We start from the raw sequence: 17,011 nt of genomic DNA, 5'->3' as shown, positions 1-17,011 counted from the left end.
CGTTATGTAGAGCGTTTGCGTGAACTGGAGTGCATGCGAGCGACGATGCGATCGATGCGCTTTTGATTGCGCCTTTCTTTCAGGAGCACGTTCATTTGTGCGATAAGCTGTTTAAATGAAGATAGACCCATGGCGAGCAGCGCCGCGAACAAGAATGTGCCGATCGGATCTTTGAAAAAACCGGTTTGGAGCGAGACGGACAAACCGACGACTGAAAGAATCGTGGTGAGAAAATAAAATAGCATGAGTGACTCTCCCTTCCCAGATGATTCAATTGAAAAAACCGAACGTATTTCTCGTTCGACAAGTGAGCAAAAAATTCCTTTTTTTGTCGAACAAAACAAAAAAACGCCTTCTGACGAGCGAGAGGGCGCTTACTCTTGAACCATCGTGACGGAAGACGATACGTTCGTATCGACACCGTTTGAGAATATGAAACTCAGCGAAGCGAGAAGAGCGAAGAATGCAATCAAAAGGCCCTTCATGAAGCGTTTCGCAAATGAGCGAGATTGAACATCAAACATTTTATTTCCCCCGTTCGGACATTGCTGAAACCTGATTTATAAACAACACTCCTTTAATAATAACGTTTTCAAAAAGTGGATACTAGATGGAAAAACATTGTTCACAAAATTGTCACAAAATTCCGTCTGATACTCGGTCGATTTAGAAGCTTGACGGTTGGGTGGTTCATTGTCTCGTTCACAAATTGGACACAATTGACCCGAAGCAAGAAAAGGAACGTGATATGATTAAGAACGTGTGTAGGTAGGTATACTGACAGTAATAAGATGAAAAAGGATGTGTATAGAATGGTATTACGTGCAGGAGATGTAGTCGATCTAGTTGCGGAACGTTCAGCCGATTTTGGCGTATTTATTGGGAACGGCCGTGAAGAGGTATTACTTCATCGGAAAGAACAAACAGAAGAAGTCACAGTCGGTCAAACGGTGCGTGTCTTCCTTTATCACGACTCGGAAGGCCGTCTCGCTTCGACGATGACGATTCCGAACGTATCGTTTGAAGAATATGAATGGTTCGAGGTGACAGGCGTTCGCTACAATACGGGTGTGTTCGTCAACATCGGCATTCAAAAGGATGTGCTCGTCTCGCTCGACGACCTTCCTGAAAACCGGACATATTGGCCGAAAGAAGGCGATAAGCTATGCGTCCGTCTCAAATACGATCAAAAAGGCCGTCTTCTCGGAGAACCGGCTCATTATGCGTATTTGAACTTGCTCGCCCGTCCCGCCAAAGAAGAGTGGGGCAATCAAGACGTTCAAGCGATCGTCGTCAACAAACGTGACGTCGGTGTCAACGTCTGGGTCGAGAATGAATCACTCGGTTTCTTACATGAAGCAGAGATGACGCGGTGGCCGCGTCTCGGCGAACAGTTAGCAGTACGTGTGACGCAAGTGAAGCAAGACGGTACCGTTCTTGTATCGATGAAACCGCGAGCGTATGAAGCGATCGACCCGGATGCGGAAAGCATTCGTTCTTACATCGAAGAACGCGGTGGTGAAATGCCTTACGGCGACAAGACAGCCCCAGACGTGATCGACCGTGAGTTTGGCATGAGCAAGGCGGCCTTCAAACGGGCGCTCGGGAAGCTCTTGAAAGAAAAGCAAGTTGAAAAACTCGACAACGGGTATAAATTGAAATAAGATTACTCATGTCCAGGTGGCTAAAAAAAGTTTTAGAATGTATTTCTTTCATTTTAGAAACAAATGCGGTATAGTAATAAGAGTTGACTACGAGGAAACATTTAAAGAACGTCTGCAGAACTAACCTCAGACGTTTTTTGCATGAACAAAGGAGAATATAATTTGACAAAATTTCAAGATTTACAGTTAAGTGAAGCATTAGTAAAAGGTGTACTCAAAATGGGCTTCGAGGAAGCGACACCGATCCAAGCTGAAACAATCCCAATCGCACTTACAGGAGCGGATGTATTAGGCCAAGCACAAACAGGTACAGGGAAAACAGCAGCTTTCGGTATTCCGACAATTGAGCGAATCGACACAAAGGCGCGTCAAGTCCAAGCACTTGTTCTTGCACCGACACGTGAACTTGCGATTCAAGTTGCAGAAGAGTTAAACAAAATCGGGGAAACGAAGCGTGTATACGCACTTCCTGTATACGGTGGTCAACAAATCGACCGCCAAATCCGCGGCTTGAAAAAGAACCCGCAAATCGTCGTTGCGACACCTGGACGTCTCATGGACCACATGAAACGCAAGACGATCAAACTCGACGAGATCCAAACAGTGATCTTGGATGAGGCGGATGAAATGCTCAACATGGGCTTCGTTGAAGATATCGAGATGATTTTGAAAGGCCTTCCGGCTGAACGTCAAACGCTTCTCTTCTCAGCGACAATGCCACCACAAATCAAGAAGATCGCTGAGCGCTTCATGAAGTCGCCGACGATCATCAAAGTGAAATCGAAGGAAATGACAGTTGAAAACATCAACCAACAGTTCCTCGAATTGCGCGAAGGTCAAAAATTCGATACACTTTGCCGTTTGATCGACATCGACTCACCAGAACTCAGCATCATCTTCGCTCGTACGAAGAAACGTGTTGACGAAGTTACAGAAGCACTCATCAAACGTGGTTACACGGCTGATGGCCTTCACGGTGACTTGACGCAATCAAAACGTGACCAAGTCATCCGTCGTTTCAAAAACGGCACGATCGACATCTTGGTCGCAACAGATGTAGCGGCGCGTGGACTTGATATCACAGGTGTCACACACGTATACAACTTTGACGTCCCACAAGATCCGGAAAGCTACGTGCACCGTATCGGACGTACAGGCCGTGCTGGTAAAACAGGTACTGCCCTTACGTTCATCACGCCACGTGAATTCGGTCAAGTGAAGTCAATCGAACGTGTGACGAACAAGAAAATGAACCGTCGTCACGTACCGACGATCGCAGAAGTACTTGAAGGAAACCAAAAGCAATCAGCTGAAGATTTGATCGAACGCGTTCAAGCGGGCGACTTCAAAGCTTACACGCAACTTGCGACTGAGCTCCTTGAAGAGTACGAAGCAGTCGAGCTTCTCGCAGCAGCACTTCGTGGTTTGACGAAAGAGCCAGATTCAACACCTGTTGAAATCTCTTACGCAGAACCAGTCCGTGTGAAACGTCAAGGTGGACGCAACGACCGCGGTGGATACCGTGGCGGCGCACGCAGTGGTGGCGGAGACCGTCGCACTGGCGGCGGAGACCGTGGCGGACGCTCAGGCGAACGTAGCGGTGGCGGTGGATACCGTGGAAAACGCACTGGTGGGACTGACGATCGTCGTCGCTCATCAGAAGACCGTGGCCCACGTCGTCCGCGTGACTAATCGATAAAACGAAAACCGTATTTCCTTAAGTGGATTTGCGGTTTTTTTATTTATCTCATGCTACACTGAACGAGTAGAGATTGAAGGATGAGGTGTCAACGGATGGTAGAACTAGGTTTAGGTCTCGTCATATTATTGGCGTGCATCCTAGCATTGAAGCCGATTGTTATGCGGACAGTACGTCCGAATTTCCGATATATTCCGGTCGCCACACTTTTGTTTGGCGCGATGATTTGGTTGGTCATGGCCATCGGCGTCGGCGGGAAGATGGGAATCGGATACGGTGTGATGAGTATCGTGTATTTTATTGCTTGTTTCGGTGCCTATATGTATGTGCATACACGAGCGAGCTGAAACCGGCTCGCTTTCTTGTTTCGAAAATGAGGATGAGGTGATCCAATTGGATGCAGTGGATGTGATGATGAATCCAAATGAAGTCGAAGTGACGTATGAACCGATTTTCGGGGCGGCCACGTTTCAAGTGGAAGGCTACATGGTACACGGCCATTTCAGGGGCGAGTCGCTCACCCCGTTCTTTTATGATGACGACGTACCGGTCGAGTATCAACTCGACATCGCCAAGCGGATGGAACGGTTGGCCGCCGAAGCGTTGCGTGACGAAAAGCAGTTCGTCACGTTCCGCTGCCGGTCGGAATGGATCCTTGAAGAAGGGGGCGAAGCATTTTTAGCACCGTTACGGGAATTGAACTTCCCGCTCCACCGGATATTTGTGACACTTCAAGGGACCGAGCTCGTCGATGTGTCTCGTCTGTCCCGTGTCGTCCAATATTATCGATCTTCTGGTGTGAGAGTCGCGCTCGACTTCGCGGAGTCGACGAGTATCGAGGACATCATGACGATTGCACCGGAGTTGTTGCTTGTCGATTTAGCAACGATGGTCGAGAAGAAGACGTTGTCGGTGACTTACCCCCAAATGCTCCAGACGATGGAATACATCGCTTCGAAACTCGGGGCCCCGCTGCTTTATAAGTCAATCGATCATCTCGGTCAGTTGCGTTACGCCTGGCAGCACGGTGGGAGTTACTACATGGGCGGCTTGTTAGGTCGTCAAGAGGATTCCCCGCCGCGTGAAGCAAAAGGAATGAGTGTGCTCACGCAAGAAGTTCCAGCGTTCTTCCTGCACGACCAAGAGCGATTGAAGCGGTTGTATGAGCTAGAATTCGAACTTCACGGAAAAGTCGCGGAGCTCGTCCAAACCGGGAAATGGTCACGGGATAAGAAGGATGAATGGCTGCTCCATATCGCCCCTAAATTAGAAGGGATGCTCGTCCGCTACTACTTGACCGATCAAACGGGCTTCCAGACGAGTGCGAACGTCTACCAAGAGCAACACGTTTGGAAAGTCGATAACACATACCGAGGCTATAACTGGAGTTTTCGACCGTACTTTATCCGGACGATGGCGGCGATGAGTGTTCGCGGGCGGGGCTATTTGTCGGAAGACTATCGCGACTTCAGCTCCAACGAAGTGACACGTACGTTCAGCTACCCGTTACCGGACGGCATGTTTTTGTTCGCCGATTTATCAGAAGAGTACTTATACCAAAACCGATTATTAGATTGAGAGGGATTATGATGTTTGATTACGATTATGATGCGTTGCGTGAGATTGGGAGAATCGTCGCCCGGGCAAGGGATGAGATGGCACGGGCCGTCACGCCAGGGATGACGACGAAAGAGCTCGATACGATCGGGCAACGTATTCTTGAAGAAGAAGGAGCGGCCTCGGCGCCGATTACGATGTATGAGTTTCCGGGCTATACGTGTATCTCCATCAATGAAGTGGCTGCCCACGGAATTCCAGGTAAAGAAGTCATTAAAGACGGGGACATCGTCAATGTCGATGTGTCTGCCGTGAAAGATGGCTATTATGCAGACACGGGACGGACGGTGATTGCCGGCACACCGAAATCGCCAGAGCATGTCCGCTTAGTCGAGGTCTCGCTCACGTCGCTCGAAGCAGGTCTCAGCAAAGTGAAGGCCGGTACGAAAGTGAACCAGATCGGAAAAGCGATTTACGCGGATGTCCGCAAAAACGGCTTCACCGTCATTCGAAACTTGGCAGGTCATGGACTCGGCCGCACGCTCCACGGCGAACCGGAGACAATCTCGAACTACTATAGCCGGGAAGAGAATGACATCTTGAAAGTCGGTCAAGTCATTGCGGTCGAGACGTTCGTCTCGACGAAAGACGAGATCGTCTACCAGTCAGAAGAGGATGGCTGGGCGTTGTTCACACCGAACGACAGCCCCGTCTCGCAGTTTGAGCACACGGTCATCGTGACCGAGGACGGCTATGAAGTGTTGACTGGCACGTTCCGAGAAGAATGACGCAATCAAACAAGGATACAGACCGCGGTCTGTATCCTTGTTTACGTTAACTGGATGATTTGTTCGCTTAACTGATGAATTTTTTTCCAATCCGGAGTGACGACGTCAGGGATCGAGAGCTGACCGTTTTCGACGTCGAGCGGCGTATCGAGCAAGTCAGTCTCAAAATAGGCGCTCGTTCCGGCCATGTCGGCCGGATAGGCGGCACCCGTCAACGAGGCGAATAAGAGCGTATGATAACGGCCGATCGATGATTCGTACATACCGCCGACCCAATAAGGGGTACCGCTGTCACGGATCGCGAGCGCCTCGGTCAATCCCCCGACGCGGGCGGGTTTGATATTGACGATGCGTCCGGCCCGAAGCCGATTCATCGTCTCGACGTCTTGCCGTGAGGTGATGGACTCGTCAAGACAAATGGGCGTCTTGAGTTTTGTTTGCAGGTCGGCCGAGTCGACCCAGCAGTCGCTCGGATAAGGCTGCTCGATCATCAAGAGGCGATGGGCATCGAGTTGTTCGAACCAGTCGAGCGGCTGCTCGTGCGCACTGCCGTTCAAGTCGATCATGAGCGGAGCGTCCGGGAAAAAAGTCCGCACTTCCGCGAGCGCCGTCAATAGCTCATGAGGCGAAGCTTTCAACTTGATCCGTTCGAACCCGGAATCGAGCGCCTGTTCGATCGCGTTCAACGTTTCGGTGAGCAAGCCGATCCCAATCGTCCGCCCGCAAGCGACGTGATGTCCGGCTTGCAAAAGTTGTTTTAGCGTCACGCCAGCACGGGCGGCCTCGATTTCCCAGAGTGCACTCTCCCACATCGCTTTTGCCATCGGGTGCCCGATAATCGAACGGACATGGTCTGGAAATGTGGTCGCGCTGACCGTCTGCCCGTTCAACAATCGATAGATCAGTTCAGACGTGTCGACGGTCGAGCGGACCGTCTCCGACGTGTACCACGGCGTCTCAAAGGCGACACCTTCCCCGTATCCGACTGCTCCGTCGGTCGTTTCGAGACGGAGGATGACCGTCCGTCGCGTCGTCAAGACGGAATGGGCTGTCACAAGCGGGTGTTTGAACGTGAGCGGGACGATGTAAAGGTCAGCTCGTTGAATCATAATCGGTCTCCTTTAAGTGGTATCGCATCAATTTTCCGTTGGCGTTTCGTGGGAGCTGAGTGACCGCGATCAATGCCTTCGGGTGCTTATACTTAGCGAGGTGATCGTTTAAAATTTGCGTAAGTTCGTGAGGGTCGTACGTCCCGACGATATAGGCGATCGGGACGGCGCCCCATGTCGGGTCAGGCTTCCCGGTGACACCTGCGTCCTCGATACCGGGGCATCGCAACAGGACGCTCTCGATCTCCGCGGGATAGATGTTTTCTCCGCCCGAGATGATCAAGTCGCTCCGGCGATCCAAAACATATAAATAGCCGTCTTGGATCGTTCCGAGGTCGCCGGTTCGCCAGTACCTGTCCTCGGTCCAAGCGTTCGCTTCCGATTCGTTATAATAGCCGGGCGTGACGGTCGGGCCATTGACTTCGATCTCACCATCGCGACTGATACGGATGTGGGTCGGTGCGATCGCTTGACCGCTTGAACCGATATGGTCCAGTGCTTCGGACGGCAACAACGTCGCGACTTGAGAGCAAGTTTCCGTCATCCCGTACGTCTGCGCGATCGGCAAGTGGCGGCGGTCTGCTTCTTCGAGCAACGGCCGTGGCACCGGTCCGCCTCCGACGAGAATGACGCGGAGATGGTGACTTGTCAATCCTGCGTCGAGCAGTCGCCCGAGCATGATGGCGACGAGGGAAAGATGGGTGATCCGTTCGGACGCGATCAATTGGATCGTACGCAAGACGTCGAACTTCGGTTCAACGTATAATGCTGAGCCGAACAGGGCGCAGCGGTACACTTGAGCGAGTCCGCTCATGTGGAACAGCGGTGTGACGACGAGCATGCGGTCGGTCGGCTCGTATCCGAGATGTTTTTTTGCGGCCTCGGTGCTCGCGCGATGATTTCCGTACGTCTGTTGCACCGCTTTGGCGTGTCCGGTCGTGCCGGACGTAAACATGAGCGACATCACCTCGTCACGCCCCCAGCGATGATGTCGGCGCAATGGCTCTTGATCGCGTACGCTCACGTCGATTTGAGGGACGTTGAGGTCGATTTCCTGATCGACGAGTAAGATGTCGATGTGGGCCTTGTCGAGTTGCATTGCGAGTTCGCTTGTGGTCAGTCGTGTATTCAACGGGACGAGTACTTTTCCGAGCAAATGGACGGCGTGGACTGCGACGACATAGTCTTTACTATTTGACGCATACAGTCCGATGTGACGAGCGTCCGGAACGGTCCGGCCTAAAAAGTGTGCCAAGCGCGAGCTCTCATCGATCAATTCGCCCCACGTCAGACGTTCCGTTGCGGTGACGAGGGCGATCGTGTCGACAGGATGTTGCTTCAAATCATAATCCATCACAATTACCTCCAAAAAAAGAGTAGCGAATTCGCTACTCTCTTACGATTTACGGGAAACGCGGGAATTGACCGAAGTCAGGGTCACGTTTTTCTTTGAAGGCGTCACGGCCTTCTTTTGCTTCATCTGTCGTGTAGTAAAGGAGCGTCGCATCACCGGCGAGCTGTTGGATCCCGGCCAAGCCGTCCGTATCAGCGTTCATCGCAGCTTTCAAGAAGCGGAGTGCTGTCGGCGAGTGTTGCAAGATCTCTTGGCACCATTGGACCGTCTCGGCTTCAAGCTGTTCGAGCGGGACGACCGTGTTGATGAGCCCCATGTCGAGCGCTTGTTGTGCGTCGTATTGACGGCACAAGTACCAAATCTCACGAGCCTTCTTATGTCCGACGATGCGGGCCAAGTAGCCTGAACCGTAACCGGCGTCGAACGATCCGACTTTCGGTCCAGTTTGACCGAAACGAGCGTTGTCGGCCGCAATCGTCAAGTCACAGACGAGGTGCAAGACGTGTCCGCCACCGATGGCGTATCCAGCGACCATGGCGATGACCGGTTTCGGGATGACTCGGATCAAGCGCTGAAGATCAAGGACGTTCAAGCGCGGGATATCATCGTCACCGACGTAGCCGCCGTGACCGCGAACTTTTTGGTCGCCACCTGAGCAGAAGGCTTGATCGCCTTCACCTGTCAAGATGATGACGCCGACTTCTTTATCGTCACGGGCGCGCGCGAACGCGTCAATCAATTCGTTGACCGTGAGCGGACGGAATGCGTTCCGAACTTCCGGGCGGTTGATCGTGATTTTTGCGATCCCGTTCCACTTCTCATATTTAATGTCTTCATACGTCCGGACCGATGTCCAGTTTGCTACTGATTCCATTTAAATTCCCCCTAAAATCAATTTCTCTATCATTGTACCAAATTGTTGGGCGTTCTCGATATGGGGAGCATGGCCCGCACCCGAAATTTCGTGTATCCGAATGTCTGGACGACGTTCACGCATAGCGCGAGCAATCGTTTGAAACTTCACATCGTGCGCACCGACGATCAAATCGGTTCGAGGCAGGCGGTCAAGATGCGTCCATAGCGACGGCATACTGCCGGTCCCGATGGCGCGCAAACTGTTCGCGAGCGCCGACGGATCTTGAGCGAGCCGCTCATGTCGAAGCGAGGCCCGCATCTCGTCCGTTTGACGCCAAAGCGGGAGCATCTCCCATGCGGCGACGAACGCTTCGATTCCGTCCGTCTCGATTCGTCGCGCGAGCCGTTCATCGGCGTCGCGTCGCGCTCGTCGTTCTGAAGCGGTGAGACCGGGCGTCGTACTAATCCCGATGAAGTGGTCTACGCGCTCGTCACAGGCTGCGAGTGTCATCCCGATGCGGCCGCCGAGCGAATAGCCGATGACCGTCCACGGCCTTTCGTCCGTGTCGAGCAGCGTCGACAAATCCTTCACTTGTTGGCTCATCTTCGCGCGGGCGACCGAGCAACTGCCGGTCTGTCCATGTTGAAGCAGGGACGGGGCGACGAGGCGCACCGGCAAGTCAGGGAAATACGAGAGCCATCCGGCGTTGCTCGTGAAGCCGTGCAACAAGAGGACCGGTCTTCCGGACCCGTGCTCGAGTACTTCATACGACACGTCACGGACAGTACGTCTCACGTCCCGTTCTCCAACGTGAGACGCGTGCAGATCGATTCCGTCCAGTTCCGGTGGGATAAGACGTTGTCGGCACGGTCGGACGGGAATTCGATCAACTGAATCCCGGCCTCGATCGCTGCTGTCACGTCTTCTGGACGTTCGAGCAATTGATAGCTAAGCCCGTATGTGTCGGCGAAGCCACGGATGTTCAAGTCGAGCGGTGTACCGAACAAGTCTTCGAACATCTGTGGCTCGATTGATGCTTGCGGTAAGAAGGAGAAGATGCCGCCGCCGTTGTTGTTGGCGACGATGATCGAGAACGAGCCAGGATGCGTTTTTAGTAACTGCAGGGCGTTGCTGTCGTGATAGAACGCCAAGTCACCGATCAGTAACGCGGCTCGTTCTGTGTCGTGGCAAGCACCGAGCGCGCTCGAGATGATTCCGTCGATCCCGTTCGCGCCTCGGTTGGCGAAGACGGATACGGCTTGTCCGGCGCCGAGCGTCGTGTCGACGTCACGGATCGGCATGCTGTTGCTGACGAACAACCGGTCGATCTGAGCGTTCAAGACGTGGCGGGTCAAGGCGCTCTCACCGCTCAGACTTGGTTTGGCCGATTCGGCGACTTGTTCGAATAAGGAAAAACGAGCGCGGTAGACGTCGTCAAACGGGACGTCGATGACCTCCAAATAATCATTCGCGTCGCCGTAGACGACAGTCGCACGACTCGATGGGTCGCGAAACGAGCCAGGCTGTTCAATCAAGATTTGGTGGGTCTGTTTGAGCCATTCATTCAACCGTTTCGATACAGGAGCCGCACCGAAGCGAACGACCGCATTCGGCGTCCATTCTGGGCTATGCTCACTTGCGAGCCACGTGTCATAATTCGTCAAAACGCCGTCAAAGCAACGCATGCCACTGAGCGGATCGGCGAACACCGGAATTCGGTGAGTGTTTGCTACGTTGGAGATGGTTTCGAGCCAAGACGTCGGCGTGCCAGGTCCGACGACGAAAGCGAGCCGTTCGACGGCCGTCTCTTGTTTGAAGCGAACCAAGTCGTCGGTGACGGGACGAATGTACGAGGTCTCGCTCCGTCTCGAAGTGGCGGTCAATTGTGACTTCAGACGTTCGATATCGGGCAGTAACGGTTCTCGGAACGGAATGTTAATATGGACCGGTCCGAGCGGGGCCTGCGCACTCAAGCGTACGAGACGTCCGACGGCTTGTTCCATATAGCGCAGACTCTCTGGCTCGGGCACCGGTAGATCGAGGCTCGTCTTCACATGTTCACCGTAGAGACGGACTTGATCGATTGCTTGCGGGGCCCCGACGTTACGCAACTCATGCGGCCGATCTGTCGTCAAGACGACGAGCGGGAGCTGGGAAATCGTTGCCTCGGCGATAGCTGAAAAATAGTTGGTAGCGGCTGTGCCGCTCGTACAAATTAATGCGACCGGCCGAACGTCTTCGCCAGCGCGGGTTAGTCCGAGCGCGAAGAAAGCGGCTGAACGCTCATCGACGACGACGTGATGGCGTATATTCGGGTGCAAATACGCGGCCATCGCCAGCGGTGTCGAACGCGAACCGGGACTGATGACGACGTCATAAATCCCAGTTTCGACGAGTCGATTCATCATATGGGATACCCAATTCGTTAACATATCGTTCATTCGTGATTGCCTCCTGAAATGACTTGGTCTAACCCGAGCGCTTGCTTGATCGGGCTCAATTTGACTTCTGTCTCGGCTAGCTCTGATTCGAGTTCAGACTCTTGGACGATTCCACAGCCTGCGTATAATGCCACGAACTGATGCTGGACGAGGGCCGAACGGATGGAGACGACAAATTCACCTTCTCCGTCGGTGTTCAACCAGCCGAACGGTGAGCCGTACCAGCCGCGATCGAACCGTTCGATGTCGCGCAGCAAGCGGACGGCCGTCCGCTTCGGAGAACCGCCGAGTGCGGGTGTCGGGTGCAACGACTCAATGATGGAGAGGAGAGACGCGTTCGTGTCCAAAGTCGCTTTGATCGGTGTGTGTAAATGAAATACCGAGCGGTTCTCTAAAATCGTCGGGGACGGTGCGACATGAATGGTCGCTGCATAAGGCGTGAGAGCGTTTTGAATGTCTTTGACGACGATTTGGTGCTCCTCTAAATTTTTACGGTCATGCAACAACTGCTGTTTCGCCGTCTCGGTTTCCGCGTCCGTATCCGGGCGTTTGATCGTGCCGGCGATGGCCGCGGTCTCGATATGCGGTCCTTGTTTACGGACGAGCCGCTCCGGTGTGGCCCCGAAAAATCCGATTTCCCGTTTCGGTTGATATAAGAACACGTAACTACCTTCTTGATGTTCAGACAAGTGCCGTAGCGTCTTCGCGAACGGGAACGCTTCATCTGACGTCTGGTAAATCTCTTCCCGGGCGATGACGAGTTTCTCGACTTTTTCTTCGGCGATATATCCTTTCGCCTGTTGAAAACTTGATTTAAAGTGATCGACGCCGTCTTTTACTTTCGAATACGTCGGTGTCGACTCATCGGGCGCGTGCAGGGCGTTGAACTGGGCCAATTGGTCGGCTAGTTGAATTAAATATTGTTCAACGGTCTGGTTTGAAGAAACAAGGGTCGACACCGTCAACGTGTGCTTGTCACCGGAACGACGGTATAAAAATTTAGGGACGACTAAAGCCGCCTCGCCGAATGAGTCCCACATGTTTTTTTGAGGTCGGACGAACGTATCGAACGAAAATCCTGAGAACGCATAGATGACGGCATCGACATCTCGGCGATGCAGGCTCCAGTCGTATTGCAGACGTTGGAACCGTTCGGGTCCGGACGCCGTCAAGACGAGCGCGTCGGCACAACCGAGCATTTCAAGTGAGCGATCGGGTGTCGAAAAATAATAGTGTGATGTTTCTGTATTTTGAATGATATGAAACGCGTCGAACGAAGGGATCTCCCACGTGTATGAGGCAAGGACAGGTCGTTGCCATGCGCGTGCGCGTTTATGCGCTTGTTCGATTCGTTGTTTAATGTGTGTTTGAGTATCTGGCATATAAGAAAAGCCTCCTCAATCCGATAGAATATTCATCTTTTAGTGTATCATGACTTAACGGCTGTACTGCCCGTCAAATGCTCGAGAAACATGACTTCAGACGATTGAGGGGCGGGCATTGACAGATTTTTTTGTGGAGACGTAAACTAACGAAGGGAGGGAAGTAGATGAAGAAGAGAGAGAAAGGTGCTTATTGGCGCATGATTCGTCCGCACACACTGACGGCGAGCTTTATTCCGGTGCTGTTAGGAACGTTTATCGTCGTCGGTCAAACCGATTTGAAATGGGGTCTGTTCTTGGCGATGCTCATCGCCTCGGTCTTGATTCAAATCGCGACGAATTTATTTAATGAATACTATGACTACAAACGCGGGCTCGACCACGAGGGCTCGATTGGAATTGGCGGCTCGATCGTGCGAGACGGGTTCACGCCGGGTCAAGTGCTCGGCATCGCGCTCGGGATGTATGGCGTCGCGGGAGTTCTCGGTCTATACATTGCCGCTTCGACGAGCTGGCATTTGCTTTGGATCGGAGCGTTGTCGATGGTCGTCGGCTATCTGTATACGGGTGGCCCGCTTCCGATCGCGTATACGCCGTTCGGTGAACTCGTCGCCGGATTGTTCATGGGCTACGTCATCATCGGGATTTCAGGGTATATCCAAATCGGCACGGTGACGACTGAGTTGTTGCTCGTGTCATTCCCGATGGCGCTCTTGATCGGAGCGATTTTACTAGCCAACAATATACGGGACTTGGATAACGACAAGGTGAACGGACGACGCACGATTGCGTGTCTCGTCGGACATCGCCGGGCCGTGCTCGTTTTGGCCGGATTCTTTATCGTTGCGCTGATTGGTATCCTCGTCGCCGTATTCGTTTACGGGGTCACGCCTTGGGTATTGCTTTCGTTAATGACCGTTCCGATCATGATTCGTGCGGTGAAGCGGTTCTGGGTGAAACGTGAGCCGGCCGACTTGATGCCGGCGATGGCGATGACGGCGAAGGTCAACACGTTATTCGGGGCCTGGATGGTCATCGGATTAATCGTCGCACGCGTTATCGCATAAACATAGAGGAGGGGAACGATATGTCAGTCGTCAAAGACATGCTTGCGTTCAATGAACGGTTCGTGACAGAGAAGCAGTATGAGCAGTACGTGTCAGATAAATTTCCTGATAAGAAAATTGTCATTTTAACTTGTATGGACACACGGTTGACGTCGTTATTGCCACATGCGCTCGGTTTGAAGAACGGCGACGCGAAAATCATCAAAAACGCGGGCGCGGTATTGTCGCATCCGTTCGGATCGGTCATGCGTTCGATTCTCGTCGCCTTATACGCTCTCGGTGCGGAAGAGGTGATCGTTGTTGGACATTACGATTGCGGCATGGCCGCTATCGACCCGAACGCGGTCATCGGCGAGATGGAGCGGCGCGGAATTGATCCGCAGACGTTACAGACGCTCAAAGCCTCAGGCATGAACTTGGAGAAGTGGTTGCATGGCTTTGACTCGGTCGAGGCGAACGTCGTCAACTCGGTCAGTCTGATCAAAAACCATCCGCTCCTGCCGCCGGGTACGGACGTCCACGGATTTGTCATCGATCCAGGAACGGGGCGACTCGATGTCGTAGAGGCATAATCATCCATGCAAAAAGGCGAGCTCCGTTTTGAGAGAGCTCGCCTTTTGTCATCCGTACGTGTTGACCGGAATATCTTTGTAGTCATCTTCGTCCGAGTCTTTCGACTTGGATTTTTTGTTTTTCTTATAGTTCTTCTCATACTCTTGCTCGCTCGGTGTTTTGAAGAAGCGTTGCCACGTGGCGTTGATCTCAGAGCCGATCAAGATGATCATGCCGGTCAACTGCAGCCAAAGCAACGTGACGATGATGCCTCCGAGTGATCCGTACGTCGAATCGTAGTTACCGAAGTTCGAGACGTATAGGCTAAAACCGAGTGAGACGAGCTGCCAAGCGATGACGCCGAAGATGGCGCCGGGGACGGTGCTTTTCCAAAACACGTGTTGTTGCGGTGCAATCTTATAAAAGATCGACAGCGTCAAGATCAAGATGACCGTCGTCAGCACGTAACGGAACACGTTGATCAAGACGACTTCGGCACCGGAAATCGGGAGGTAGTCTGAAATGAATTCGATGATTTGTGAACCGAACACGTTCGAGATGATGAGTAGCAAGACGCCGACGCCGAGGAGGAACGTCAAGCCGAGGGCGATGCCTTTACTGACGAAGAAGTTGCGTTCGTTGTCCTCACCGTACGCGTGGATTGCCATATTGATCAATCGTTCGACTCCTTTAGAGGCCGACCAAATCGCTAAAATCGCACCAATCGAGAGCAGTCCGCCTCGTGGCTCGCCGATTGCCTCAAAGATCCCTGATAAAAACTCGGTCGCCGCCGAACCTGGTGCCAGGTTATTTAACTGTTCTTGAAACGACGCTTGCGTGATGTCGAAGAACGAGAGCAACGCTAAAATAAAAATGATTCCCGGAAAAATGGATAAGAACCAAAAAAAAGCGAGCGTTGCCCCGTAATCTTGAACGTCATGCTCTTTAAAACGACGAAACAACTCTTTCCCGAAGGAAAGCCAATTCTTTTTTTCTTTCACTTCTGTAGTGTCCATGCGCATATCCTCCTGAACGTTATCGTTAGAAACTATCTTTCCCGATTTGTCAGCAGGTTACACATTGATTCAGTCTTCGGCTAACGTTTTGTCAAAGAATCGTTCTGGATTGGTGGTGAGCAGCTCGGCTAAAGAAGGGGGTCTGACCGGCAGGCGGCTCAATGCGCTCCGCTTCACCCAAATCGGTGTGTACGAGCCGTTCGTCTGTTCAGCTTGGAACTCTTCGCCCGTACCGGTGCCGAATTCGCCACTTGTGACGCGGGCCCAAAAATAAGGATTCAATTCACCGTTGAAGGCGACGTAGGCGGCGACTCCTTCAAGCTCGACGTGGACACCGAGTTCTTCATAAGCTTCACGGACAGCAGTTTCTTCAGCCGTATGGCCAAATTCGACACCGCCGCCAGGGAAGACGTAATAGAGTGCGTTTTCTTTTTCGCGTCGAATGAGCGCGACCTCGTCGTGTTCGTTCGTGAGGATGATGGCGCTGCGTAATTTTGTTCTGACCAATGGGATCGTTCCTTTCGGTAGCTTATAGTGAACAAAACGCATCGACTCACCGTCGATGCGCTTTGTTAATCTGTCGTCTTTTGTTCTAACGATTCGTACATATCAGAAGTCAAACCGTTCTCATGAGAACCGATAACTTTTGCGGCGACACGCATGCCGAGGCGAAGCGCGTCTTCGATCGAATGATGTTTCATCAATTCGGAGATGACGGCCGAGAAGAAAGAATCACCGGCGCCTGTTGAATCAGCGACTTTGACTTTCGTCGTCGGGACGTGTCCTTGCTCGTTCGTCCGGAGATCGACGTAGACGGCACCGAGCTCGCTCATCGTGACGATTGTGAGCGGCGCACCTTTCATCGCGAGCACTTCGGCGACGCGCAATGCGTCATCGACGGTGACGATTGACATATCAGACAGGATTTCGGCTTCTTCACGGCTACAGATGAAGCCGGTGAAGCCTTGAAGCAAGTGGCGATTTCGTTCGATGACGGACAAATGACCGCACACCCCGTAAAGCGGAAGCTTCATCTCGCGACAAAGTTCGATCGTCTCATTCAAGACGTTGACCGACAAATCGAGGTCGATGGCGACGGCTTCGCTTTCGGCGAACACCGTATCGATTCGGCGGAGGATACATTGTTCCATCATCGCTTCATCTGGTTGTTTCGAGATCGAGGTCTGGAGATCGCCGTTATTGTCCATGACGGCGAGCCACATGCCCATACCGTTATCTTCAAGCAGGTCGACATGGTCGACGTTGACGTTTAAGTCGCGAAGCTCTTGAAGGACACCCATCCCGATTTGGTCGTTTGTGACGGTTGACACGAACCGGACGTCGTTACCGAGGACACCTAGGTTTTGCGCGACGTTACGGCCGGTTCCGCCGTTCGAGAACGCGATGTCCCCGACGTTTTTCGCATCTTTATGAAGCGGGGCGAACGATGTTCCTTTAATATCGACAAACACTTTGCCGATCACTGCAATCGTATTCATATGCTGTACCACCTTTAGCCAATCATC

At 52.6% G+C, this 17,011-nt stretch carries 17 protein-coding genes; 7 read left to right on the top strand and 10 right to left on the bottom strand.

Annotated features, from left to right (window positions below):
- Nucleotides 1-2 precede the first annotated feature (2 nt).
- A complete protein-coding gene (locus EVJ29_RS10435) occupies nt 3-245 on the bottom strand; it encodes a hypothetical protein (RefSeq protein ID WP_070328917.1) in 243 nt (80 codons plus the stop codon).
- Nucleotides 246-812: 567 nt separating this feature from the next.
- Here EVJ29_RS10435 and EVJ29_RS10430 point away from each other — a divergent pair.
- The 5 genes from EVJ29_RS10430 (at nt 813) to map (ending at nt 5,708) form a co-directional block, all read left to right on the top strand.
- A complete protein-coding gene (locus tag EVJ29_RS10430) occupies nt 813-1,664 on the top strand; it encodes a CvfB family protein (RefSeq protein ID WP_070328918.1) in 852 nt (283 codons plus the stop codon).
- A 162-nt stretch (nt 1,665-1,826) separates the two neighbouring features.
- Nucleotides 1,827-3,356 carry a DEAD/DEAH box helicase gene (locus EVJ29_RS10425; protein WP_070328919.1) on the top strand — a complete coding sequence of 510 codons (1,530 nt, stop codon included), beginning with the start codon at nt 1,827-1,829 and terminating at the stop codon, nt 3,354-3,356.
- Between the two features lie 102 nt (nt 3,357-3,458).
- Nucleotides 3,459-3,710, top strand: coding sequence for a hypothetical protein (locus EVJ29_RS10420; protein WP_035385950.1), 252 nt, complete (start codon nt 3,459-3,461; stop codon nt 3,708-3,710).
- 64 nt (nt 3,711-3,774) lie between these two features.
- Complete coding sequence (locus tag EVJ29_RS10415; RefSeq protein ID WP_236633509.1) at nt 3,775-4,941, top strand: EAL-associated domain-containing protein; 1,167 nt, start codon at nt 3,775-3,777, stop codon at nt 4,939-4,941.
- Nucleotides 4,942-4,952: 11 nt separating this feature from the next.
- Nucleotides 4,953-5,708, top strand: coding sequence for a type I methionyl aminopeptidase (gene map, locus EVJ29_RS10410; RefSeq protein WP_131505086.1), 756 nt, complete (start codon nt 4,953-4,955; stop codon nt 5,706-5,708).
- A gap of 41 nt (nt 5,709-5,749) precedes the next feature.
- Here map and menC read toward each other — a convergent pair whose 3' ends face one another.
- The 6 genes from menC to EVJ29_RS10380 are packed head-to-tail and all read right to left on the bottom strand — an operon-like array spanning nt 5,750 to nt 12,850.
- Entirely contained in the window at nt 5,750-6,817 is a 1,068-nt protein-coding gene (menC, locus tag EVJ29_RS10405; protein ID WP_131465677.1) for an o-succinylbenzoate synthase, read from the bottom strand.
- Nucleotides 6,801-8,171: an o-succinylbenzoate--CoA ligase gene (gene menE / locus EVJ29_RS10400; RefSeq protein WP_131505085.1), complete on the bottom strand. Its 1,371-nt coding sequence runs from the start codon at nt 8,169-8,171 to the stop codon at nt 6,801-6,803. The genes menC and menE overlap by 17 nt, the downstream gene beginning before the upstream one ends.
- 49 nt (nt 8,172-8,220) lie before the next feature.
- Complete coding sequence (gene menB, locus EVJ29_RS10395; RefSeq protein WP_070328925.1) at nt 8,221-9,045, bottom strand: 1,4-dihydroxy-2-naphthoyl-CoA synthase; 825 nt, start codon at nt 9,043-9,045, stop codon at nt 8,221-8,223.
- Nucleotides 9,046-9,822, bottom strand: a complete 777-nt coding sequence (locus EVJ29_RS10390; RefSeq protein ID WP_236633508.1) for an alpha/beta fold hydrolase — start codon at nt 9,820-9,822, stop codon at nt 9,046-9,048.
- Nucleotides 9,819-11,468: a 2-succinyl-5-enolpyruvyl-6-hydroxy-3-cyclohexene-1-carboxylic-acid synthase gene (menD, locus tag EVJ29_RS10385; RefSeq protein WP_131465672.1), complete on the bottom strand. Its 1,650-nt coding sequence runs from the start codon at nt 11,466-11,468 to the stop codon at nt 9,819-9,821. Before menD ends, EVJ29_RS10390 begins: the two co-directional genes overlap by 4 nt.
- Nucleotides 11,465-12,850, bottom strand: a complete 1,386-nt coding sequence (locus EVJ29_RS10380) for an isochorismate synthase (protein WP_131441103.1) — start codon at nt 12,848-12,850, stop codon at nt 11,465-11,467. Before EVJ29_RS10380 ends, menD begins: the two co-directional genes overlap by 4 nt.
- Before the next feature lie 167 nt (nt 12,851-13,017).
- On the opposite strand from EVJ29_RS10380, the gene EVJ29_RS10375 reads away from it, so the two are divergent.
- Together EVJ29_RS10375 and EVJ29_RS10370 are read left to right on the top strand one after the other, a co-directional pair.
- Complete coding sequence (locus EVJ29_RS10375; RefSeq protein WP_131441102.1) at nt 13,018-13,917, top strand: 1,4-dihydroxy-2-naphthoate polyprenyltransferase; 900 nt, start codon at nt 13,018-13,020, stop codon at nt 13,915-13,917.
- A gap of 20 nt (nt 13,918-13,937) precedes the next feature.
- On the top strand, nt 13,938-14,489 hold the full coding sequence (locus EVJ29_RS10370; RefSeq protein WP_070328930.1) for a beta-class carbonic anhydrase: 552 nt from the start codon (nt 13,938-13,940) through the stop codon (nt 14,487-14,489).
- A 48-nt stretch (nt 14,490-14,537) separates the two neighbouring features.
- Here the strand turns inward: EVJ29_RS10370 and EVJ29_RS10365 are convergent, their stop codons facing one another.
- The 3 genes from EVJ29_RS10365 to EVJ29_RS10355 all read right to left on the bottom strand — a co-directional run bounded on the left by EVJ29_RS10365 (nt 14,538) and on the right by EVJ29_RS10355 (nt 16,984).
- Nucleotides 14,538-15,485, bottom strand: a complete 948-nt coding sequence (locus EVJ29_RS10365; protein ID WP_070328931.1) for a YihY/virulence factor BrkB family protein — start codon at nt 15,483-15,485, stop codon at nt 14,538-14,540.
- A gap of 69 nt (nt 15,486-15,554) precedes the next feature.
- A complete protein-coding gene (locus tag EVJ29_RS10360; protein ID WP_167615739.1) occupies nt 15,555-15,992 on the bottom strand; it encodes an NUDIX hydrolase in 438 nt (145 codons plus the stop codon).
- A 65-nt stretch (nt 15,993-16,057) separates the two neighbouring features.
- Entirely contained in the window at nt 16,058-16,984 is a 927-nt protein-coding gene (locus EVJ29_RS10355) for a carbohydrate kinase family protein (protein WP_070328933.1), read from the bottom strand.
- Nucleotides 16,985-17,011: the final 27 nt, after the last annotated feature.

Source organism: Exiguobacterium sp. SH4S7 (assembly GCF_004336795.1).
Classification (GTDB): domain Bacteria; phylum Bacillota; class Bacilli; order Exiguobacteriales; family Exiguobacteriaceae; genus Exiguobacterium; species Exiguobacterium aurantiacum_A.
The sequence above is the reverse complement of the archived record's forward strand: the minus strand, read 5'-3'. Positions and strand labels throughout refer to the sequence as shown.

Bases quoted from the DNA above. Each gene is read 5' to 3' on its own strand.
- EVJ29_RS10375 (WP_131441102.1), top strand. From the start codon at position 13,018: ATGAAGAAGAGAGAGAAAGGTGCTTATTGGCGCATGATTCGTCCGCAC.
- EVJ29_RS10430 (WP_070328918.1), top strand. From the start codon at position 813: ATGGTATTACGTGCAGGAGATGTAGTCGATCTAGTTGCGGAACGTTCA.
- EVJ29_RS10370 (WP_070328930.1), top strand. From the start codon at position 13,938: ATGTCAGTCGTCAAAGACATGCTTGCGTTCAATGAACGGTTCGTGACA.
- menC (WP_131465677.1), bottom strand. From the start codon at position 6,817: ATGATTCAACGAGCTGACCTTTACATCGTCCCGCTCACGTTCAAACAC.
- EVJ29_RS10365 (WP_070328931.1), bottom strand. From the start codon at position 15,485: ATGGACACTACAGAAGTGAAAGAAAAAAAGAATTGGCTTTCCTTCGGG.
- map (WP_131505086.1), top strand. From the start codon at position 4,953: ATGTTTGATTACGATTATGATGCGTTGCGTGAGATTGGGAGAATCGTC.
- EVJ29_RS10415 (WP_236633509.1), top strand. From the start codon at position 3,775: ATGATGAATCCAAATGAAGTCGAAGTGACGTATGAACCGATTTTCGGG.
- EVJ29_RS10420 (WP_035385950.1), top strand. From the start codon at position 3,459: ATGGTAGAACTAGGTTTAGGTCTCGTCATATTATTGGCGTGCATCCTA.
- menD (WP_131465672.1), bottom strand. From the start codon at position 11,468: ATGAACGATATGTTAACGAATTGGGTATCCCATATGATGAATCGACTC.
- EVJ29_RS10380 (WP_131441103.1), bottom strand. From the start codon at position 12,850: ATGCCAGATACTCAAACACACATTAAACAACGAATCGAACAAGCGCAT.
- EVJ29_RS10355 (WP_070328933.1), bottom strand. From the start codon at position 16,984: ATGAATACGATTGCAGTGATCGGCAAAGTGTTTGTCGATATTAAAGGA.
- menE (WP_131505085.1), bottom strand. From the start codon at position 8,171: ATGGATTATGATTTGAAGCAACATCCTGTCGACACGATCGCCCTCGTC.
- EVJ29_RS10435 (WP_070328917.1), bottom strand. From the start codon at position 245: ATGCTATTTTATTTTCTCACCACGATTCTTTCAGTCGTCGGTTTGTCC.
- menB (WP_070328925.1), bottom strand. From the start codon at position 9,045: ATGGAATCAGTAGCAAACTGGACATCGGTCCGGACGTATGAAGACATT.